Origin of the sequence: Dorea sp. AM13-35, from assembly GCF_003473885.1 — a bacterium.
Lineage (GTDB): Bacteria > Bacillota > Clostridia > Lachnospirales > Lachnospiraceae > Dorea_D > Dorea_D hominis.
The window spans coordinates 87148-94091 of sequence record NZ_QUCZ01000012.1 but is presented as its reverse complement, the minus strand read 5'-3'; the positions used below and the strand labels follow the sequence as shown (position 1 = coordinate 94091).

At 42.3% G+C, this 6944-nt stretch carries 5 protein-coding genes; 3 read left to right on the top strand and 2 right to left on the bottom strand.

The features are described from left to right. Nucleotides 1-402: 402 nt before the first annotated feature. The 3 genes from DW152_RS12535 to DW152_RS12525 are packed head-to-tail and all read left to right on the top strand — an operon-like array spanning nucleotide 403 to nucleotide 5073. Nucleotides 403-885, top strand: coding sequence for a MarR family winged helix-turn-helix transcriptional regulator (locus DW152_RS12535; RefSeq protein WP_117538191.1), 483 nt, complete (start codon nucleotides 403-405; stop codon nucleotides 883-885). Beyond that, nucleotides 882-3254, top strand: coding sequence for an ABC transporter ATP-binding protein (locus DW152_RS12530; RefSeq protein WP_117538192.1), 2373 nt, complete (start codon nucleotides 882-884; stop codon nucleotides 3252-3254). Before DW152_RS12535 ends, DW152_RS12530 begins: the two co-directional genes overlap by 4 nt. Before the next feature lies 1 nt (nucleotide 3255). After that, nucleotides 3256-5073 carry an ABC transporter ATP-binding protein gene (locus DW152_RS12525; protein WP_118288762.1) on the top strand — a complete coding sequence of 606 codons (1818 nt, stop codon included), beginning with the start codon at nucleotides 3256-3258 and terminating at the stop codon, nucleotides 5071-5073. On the opposite strand, the gene DW152_RS12520 is transcribed toward DW152_RS12525, so the two are convergent. Beyond that, the gene (locus DW152_RS12520; RefSeq protein ID WP_118288761.1) at nucleotides 5050-5805 is read right to left on the bottom strand and encodes a gamma-glutamyl-gamma-aminobutyrate hydrolase family protein; all 756 of its coding nucleotides are present in this window, start codon (nucleotides 5803-5805) and stop codon (nucleotides 5050-5052) included. The genes DW152_RS12525 and DW152_RS12520 overlap by 24 nt on opposite strands. Before the next feature lie 180 nt (nucleotides 5806-5985). Then, nucleotides 5986-6924: a D-2-hydroxyacid dehydrogenase gene (locus tag DW152_RS12515; protein WP_118288760.1), complete on the bottom strand. Its 939-nt coding sequence runs from the start codon at nucleotides 6922-6924 to the stop codon at nucleotides 5986-5988. Nucleotides 6925-6944: the final 20 nt, after the last annotated feature.

Sequence of the window (6944 nt, the reverse complement as noted above, 5' to 3'; positions counted from 1 at the left end):
ACTAATCGGTCGAGGGCATGACCAAGCAAGGTGATAGGTAAAGGATGAAGAATTTCTTGTATGCAGTTTTGAAGGTATATAACTTACAGAAGTGATTGGTATAAAGCCAGTCACTTTTTTTGTTATAACGACGAGAAAAACGCATGTACCCGTGCAAATACAAACAAATCTTCTATAAAAAATATATAAACTCTCTTGACATTTATATAAGAAGTGAGTATCCTAAACGTTAGACTTTTAATGATTAGTCATCTAATTATTAAAAGTCTAACGTTTTTGCTATAGAGACAAGTTTTATCACTGTTTCCATAGATTACAGAGGAAGCTGCCAGTGGCAGGTTTCGCAGGTTAAATAAAGGAAAATAAAAAGAGAGCGCGGTGATTATGGGAGGGGAATACAACATGAAGAGAAAATGGATGGAATCAGGTTTTATGCTGATCCAACAGGTTGCTCATTTAGTAAAATATCAGGCAATGAGAGAGATGGAATCTTTTCATCTTAAACCGAATCAGGTAGGTATTATGTTTATTTTACGTTCAGAAGGCGAATTATCGCAGCGTGAACTGGCAAAGCTGATAGGAATTACACCACCATCGATGACGGTAGCACTTCGAAAATTGGAAAAACAGGGATATGTGCAGAGAAAAGTAGATGAAAAAGATCAAAGAATTCAGAGAATTACGATAACAGATCAGGGAGCAGATTGTCTGAATGAATTAAAAGAGACGATGCACATGTTGGAAGCAGGTCTTTATGAAGGTATTTCCGAAGAAGAACGGAAAGAACTGCAAAGAATTATGCTTCGCATGCGGACAAATATGTTGAATTATAAAGAAATCCAGGGCATGGATATGTGTTCAATTATGGAGGAGAGACATCTATGAGTAAACTTTTTAAATTTATGAAGCCATATGCAGGCGTTGTAGCGGCGATTTTGTGCGTACTGGTTGTGCAGGCATACTGTGATCTGTCATTACCGACATATACTTCGGATATTGTAAATGTCGGAATTCAGCAAAACGGAATTGATGAAAAGATTCCGGAGCAGATTGGTGAGGAAGATCTGGAGCATTTGTTACTTCTGGTTCCGGAGAAGGATCAAAGTACTGTGAAAAATGCTTATACGAAAAGCAGCAAAAAATATGATACAAAGCAAAAAGTATGGCAGTTGAAATCCTCTGTTAAAACAGATGAGAATAAAATGAATAAACTGTCGAATCTGTTAGCAAAACCAATGCTTCTGGCAGCGGGATTTAATTCTGGAAGTGACATGTCGAAAAAGATAGAAATCCAGATGAAAGATCAGATGAAGCAGCAGATGAAAGCGCAGATGAAGAGCCAGATGCAAGATGCGAGCCAGGCAGCACTTTCGTCACAGGCGCAGCCAGAGGAAGCCAAGCAGACTGCTAATGCAAGCCAAGCAGCCTCACAGTTAAAGAAATCAGAAAAAGAGATTGATAAGAAGATTGACAAAATGTCCATTTATGACATATTTGGGCAGATGAAAGGCGCACAGCGTGAGGAGTTTGTAAAAAAGATAGAAAAGAAGATGGATAAATTCCCGGACTCTATGCTGGATCAGGCAGCCTCAACTTATATTAAAGGTGCATATAAACATATCGGAATAGATATGGATAAATATGAGACACATTATATTTTAAATACAGGTGCGAAGATGCTTGCACTGGCAGCGTTGGGAATGATCGCAAGTATTATAGTTGGTCTTATGGCATCACGAGTAGGTGCGGCAATCGGACGTGGACTCAGAAGGGACGTATTCCGTAAGGTAGTAGGATTTTCCAATGGAGAATTTGATAAATTTTCAACTGCGTCTCTGATTACTAGAAGTACGAATGATATTCAGCAGATTCAGCTTTTAACGGTTATGATTCTGCGTATGGTATTATATGCACCGATTATGGCAATCGGAGGAATTACGAAAGTGTTCCATACAAATGTGGATATGTCCTGGATCATTGCACTTGCTGTTGGATTGATCGTATTGGTTGTAGCAGTATTATTTTTCGTTGTTATGCCAAAATTCAAGATTGTACAGGATCTGGTTGACCGGTTGAACCTTGTCAGCCGTGAGATTTTAACAGGACTTCCGGTTATCCGTGCGTTCAGTACAGAAAAACATGAAGAAAAAAGATTTGATGAAGCAAATAAAAATCTGACAAAAACAAATTTATTTGTCAACCGTGCCATGACATTTATGATGCCGACCATGATGCTGATTATGAACTGTATTACCGTTCTGATTGTATGGATCGGTGGGTACAGTGTCAATGATGGAGCGATGCAGGTTGGCGATATGATGGCATTTATCCAGTATACAATGCAGATTATTATGGCATTCCTGATGATTTGTATGATCTCAGTCATGCTTCCGAGAGCAGCAGTATCAGCAACCCGTGTAGACGAAGTATTGAAGAGCGAGACAAAAATCAATGATCCGGAAACACCGCGGACATTTGCGAAAAATGAGAAGGGTGAAGTTGCATTTGAACATGTTTCGTTCCGCTATCCGGGAGCTGAAGAAGATGTACTGCATGATCTGTCATTTACAGCAAAACCGGGAGAGACAACCGCATTTATCGGAAGTACCGGAAGCGGTAAATCTACGCTGGTAAATCTGATTCCGAGATTTTACGATGTGACAGAAGGAAAGATTACAATTGACGGAACGGATATCCGGGAAGTTTCGCAGCATGATCTGCGTGCCCGTCTTGGATATGTGCCTCAGAAAGGAATTCTGTTCTCCGGTGATATTGCTTCCAATATTATGTATGGTAATCCAGACGGAAGCGAAGAAGAAATGATCGAGGCGGCCGGAATTGCACAGGCACAGGAATTTATTGATACAAAGAAAAAGAAATATCGCAGTCCGATTTCACAGGGCGGTTCCAATGTATCAGGAGGACAGAAACAGAGACTTTCAATTGCGAGAGCAATTGCCAAACATCCGGATGTATATATTTTCGACGACAGTTTTTCCGCGCTGGATTACAAAACGGATGCGGTGCTTCGAAAAGAGTTAAAAGCGAAGACAAAAGACAGTACTGTCATGATTGTTGCCCAACGAATCAGCACGATTCTTCATGCTGAGCAGATCATTGTTCTGGATGATGGACAGATTGTCGGAAAAGGTACACACAAAGAATTGTTGAAATCCTGTGAAGCATATTATCAGATCGCATCTTCCCAGTTATCTGAGAAGGAGCTGGAAGCAGATATGAAGGAGGTGGACTAATATGGCAAGAGGACGTATGCGCAGAGGTCCGGGAGCCCCTATAGAAAAAGCAAAAGATTTCAAGGGTACGATGAAGAAGCTGTTACAGTATCTTGGAGCTTATAAAATCTCCATTGTGGCAGTAATTATATTTGCAATTGGAAGTACAGTATTTAACATTGTCGGACCGAAAATACTCGGAAGAGCAACAACCGAGATTTTCAAAGGACTTGTTCGGAAAGTTTCCGGCGGTTCAGGAATTGATTTCACGAAAATTGGGAAAATACTTGGAATGTTATTAGTATTGTACCTGTGCAGTGCATTATTTTCCTTTATCCAAGGATATATCATGACAGGTGTATCGCAAAAACTGACTTATCGTATGAGAAAAGAGATTTCGGAGAAGATCAATCGTCTGCCGATGAATTATTTTGATAAAATGACACATGGAGAAGTGCTTTCGAGAATTACGAATGATGTCGATACACTTAGCCAGAGTCTGAACCAGAGTGCGACACAGGTTATTACATCGGTAGCAACAATCATCGGTGTACTTATTATGATGCTCAGTATCAGTCCGCTTATGACATTGACGGCACTTTTACTGCTTCCGATTTCTATGGGATTTATTTCCGTAATTGTAAAACGTTCGCAGAAATATTTCATGAGTCAGCAGGAATATCTGGGACATGTCAACGGACAGGTAGAAGAGGTGTATGGCGGGCATAATATTGTAAAAGCATTTAATAAAGAGCAAGATGTAATTGCAACATTTGATAAAGATAACGATATGTTGTATCAGTCCGCATGGAAATCGCAGTTTTTATCCGGAATGATGATGCCGATCATGCAGTTTGTCGGCAACTTAGGCTATGTGGCAGAAGTTATTCTGGGCGGTTATCTGGCAATGAAAAGCGTGATCGAAGTTGGAGATATCCAGTCCTTCATTCAGTATGTAAGGAATTTTACGCAGCCGATCCAGCAGGTAGCGCAGGTGGCAAATATGCTGCAGTCTACAGCAGCCGCATCTGAGCGTGTATTTGAATTTCTGGAAGAAGAGGAAGAAGAACAGACAGTTACGGATTCCGAGCCGGTCGATGATCTGGAAGGCCGCGTAGAGTTTGACCATGTACATTTCGGATATAACCCAGATCATATAATCATCAATGATTTCAGTGTGAAAGTGGAGCCTGGACAGAAGATTGCGATCGTAGGTCCAACCGGAGCCGGTAAAACAACGATGGTAAAACTTCTGATGCGTTTCTACGATGTGAATGAAGGCGCGATCAAAGTAGATGGACATGATATCCGTGATTTTAATCGTTCCGAGCTTCGAAAAATGTTTGGCATGGTACTGCAGGATACGTGGCTGTTCAAGGGAAGTATTGAAGAAAATATCCGTTATGGTAAATTAGATGCCACACATGAGGAAGTGGTAGAGGCTGCGAAAGCGGCACATGTACATCGGTTTGTACAGACACTTCCGGGGGGCTATAACATGGAACTGAATGAGGAGGCAAGCAACGTGTCGCAGGGGCAGAAACAGCTCCTGACCATTGCGAGAGCAATCCTGGAGGATCCGAAGATCCTCATTCTCGATGAAGCAACAAGTTCCGTAGATACACGTACAGAGATCCAAATCCAGAAAGCGATGGATAACCTGATGCGTGGAAGAACAAGTTTCATCATTGCACACCGTCTGTCTACGATCAGAGATGCAGACCTGATCCTTGTTATGAAAGACGGAGATATTGTGGAGCAGGGAAATCATGAGGAACTGCTCGCTAAAAATGGATTTTATGCGGATCTCTATAATTCACAGTTTGAGAGAAGCGCTTAAAGGAAGTGACAAGTGTTTCGCACCGGCAGCCTTTCGGACAAATTGATCAAATAAACGGCGCATTGCTTCGCAGTTTGTGTACATGCACTCGGGATGCCACTGTACACCGACCGCGAAAGTGTGACCGGTAGATTCAATGGATTCGATGACGCCGTCGGAAGTGATACCTGTCATTTTTATATGTTTTCCTAATGTTTTGACACACTGATGGTGATAGCTGTTGACAGCACAGGAATTCCCACAAATTTCATATAACAGGCTATGAGATGCAAAAGCAACCGTATGGCAGGGATCGCTGCGGTCGAGAGAGCGTTGGATATGATTGAAGGAGTTCCGGTTACGGAGAGACAGATCCTGATAGATTGTTCCGCCGAGCGTAAGGTTTAACACCTGCATACCGCGGCAGATGCCTAGTACAGGAAGATGAAAATCCAGTACTTTCTGCATCAGCGTAAGATGAAACTGATCGGTTTTTCTGTCGGTAGTGCCGTGATCAGTCTGCAATTCTTCACCAAAAAGTTCCGGTGTGATATCATCACCGCCGCAGAACAGGAAACCATCGCAGATGCTCAAGTAGCTGGAGAGTGAGTCCGCGTCAGAAAGATAAGGAATAATGACAGGAATTCCATCACTTTTTTCAATTGCCTGAATATAGGAAAATGGCACAAACAGGCGGTCATCTGAAAAGCCGCAAAATACAATGCCGATTACTGGTTTTGTTATAGATTCCATAAAAAGCCTCCCCTGTACATATATTTATTAAAAAATATATGCGTCAGGGAAGGCTTTTATGTAATAGGAAACTTCGCTCCTATTACATAAACCCTCTGAGGGGATGCGCACTCGCACGAAGCGGTAATATGTTGCAGGCAACCGTGCTCGGCGCGAGAATGTGCCAAAACACATTCTATCTTATTCTACATGAAAGAATTCTTTCACCTGTCCGAGAATGATCTGCATGAGTCTGGTTCTGGCTTCAATACTTGCCCATGCCACATGCGGTGTGATGAGGAGGTTCGGATAATCCTTTAATTCGCGCAACGGACAGTCTGGGCTCATCGGTTCTACAGCAAGTACATCCAGACCGGCTGCCTGGATGAGACCGGTTTTCAGAGCCGTTGCAAGGTCTTTTTCTACAACGATCGGGCCACGTCCGAGATTCAGGAAAATGCAGCTTTTCTTCATCTTACAGAAAGCGTCGAGATTAAGTAGTTCGTCGGTATATTCATTTAGTGGTGCGTGAACAGAAATAATATCCGAAGTACGGTACAGCGTATCCAGATCGACCTGATGATAACCGTTCTGCGGGGCACTGCCGGATGGAGAAGCGTAGATAACATCAGCACCGAAAGCGGAAGCGATAGAAGCAACGCGGCGGCCGATGTTGCCAAGTCCGATGATTCCCCATGTTTTTCCCTTTAATTCGTAGAATACTTTTTCAAAATGTGTAAATATCGTGTCATTGGTATAACGGTCAGATTTGACATATTCATCATAGTACCGCAGATGTTCCAGCAGATAGAAGAACATGGCAAATGTATGCTGCGCAACGGATTCCGTAGAATAACCGGCAACATTTCTCCAGGCGATTCCGCGCTTGTCGAGATAATCCTTGTCCAGATTGTTCGTACCTGTAGCAGTGACGCACACCAGTTTCAGATTCTCGGCAGTACCGATGGTAGATTCATTTATCTGTATTTTATTAACGATAATGACATCGGCATCTTTCACGCGTTCCGGTACTTCTTCGGATGTAGAAAATGCGTAGCGTGTGACATCGCCGATCGCATCAAAACCGGACAGATTAATGTCGTCGCCGATAGTTTTTGCATCTAAAAAAACGATTTTCATATATAGTTGGTCCTCCTTGT

Excerpts from the sequence above, each read along its gene's own strand:
- DW152_RS12535 (WP_117538191.1), top strand. The coding sequence starts at position 403 with ATGAAGAGAAAATGGATGGAATCAGGTTTTATGCTGATCCAACAGGTT.
- DW152_RS12520 (WP_118288761.1), bottom strand. The coding sequence starts at position 5,805 with ATGGAATCTATAACAAAACCAGTAATCGGCATTGTATTTTGCGGCTTT.
- DW152_RS12525 (WP_118288762.1), top strand. The coding sequence starts at position 3,256 with ATGGCAAGAGGACGTATGCGCAGAGGTCCGGGAGCCCCTATAGAAAAA.
- DW152_RS12515 (WP_118288760.1), bottom strand. The coding sequence starts at position 6,924 with ATGAAAATCGTTTTTTTAGATGCAAAAACTATCGGCGACGACATTAAT.
- DW152_RS12530 (WP_117538192.1), top strand. The coding sequence starts at position 882 with ATGAGTAAACTTTTTAAATTTATGAAGCCATATGCAGGCGTTGTAGCG.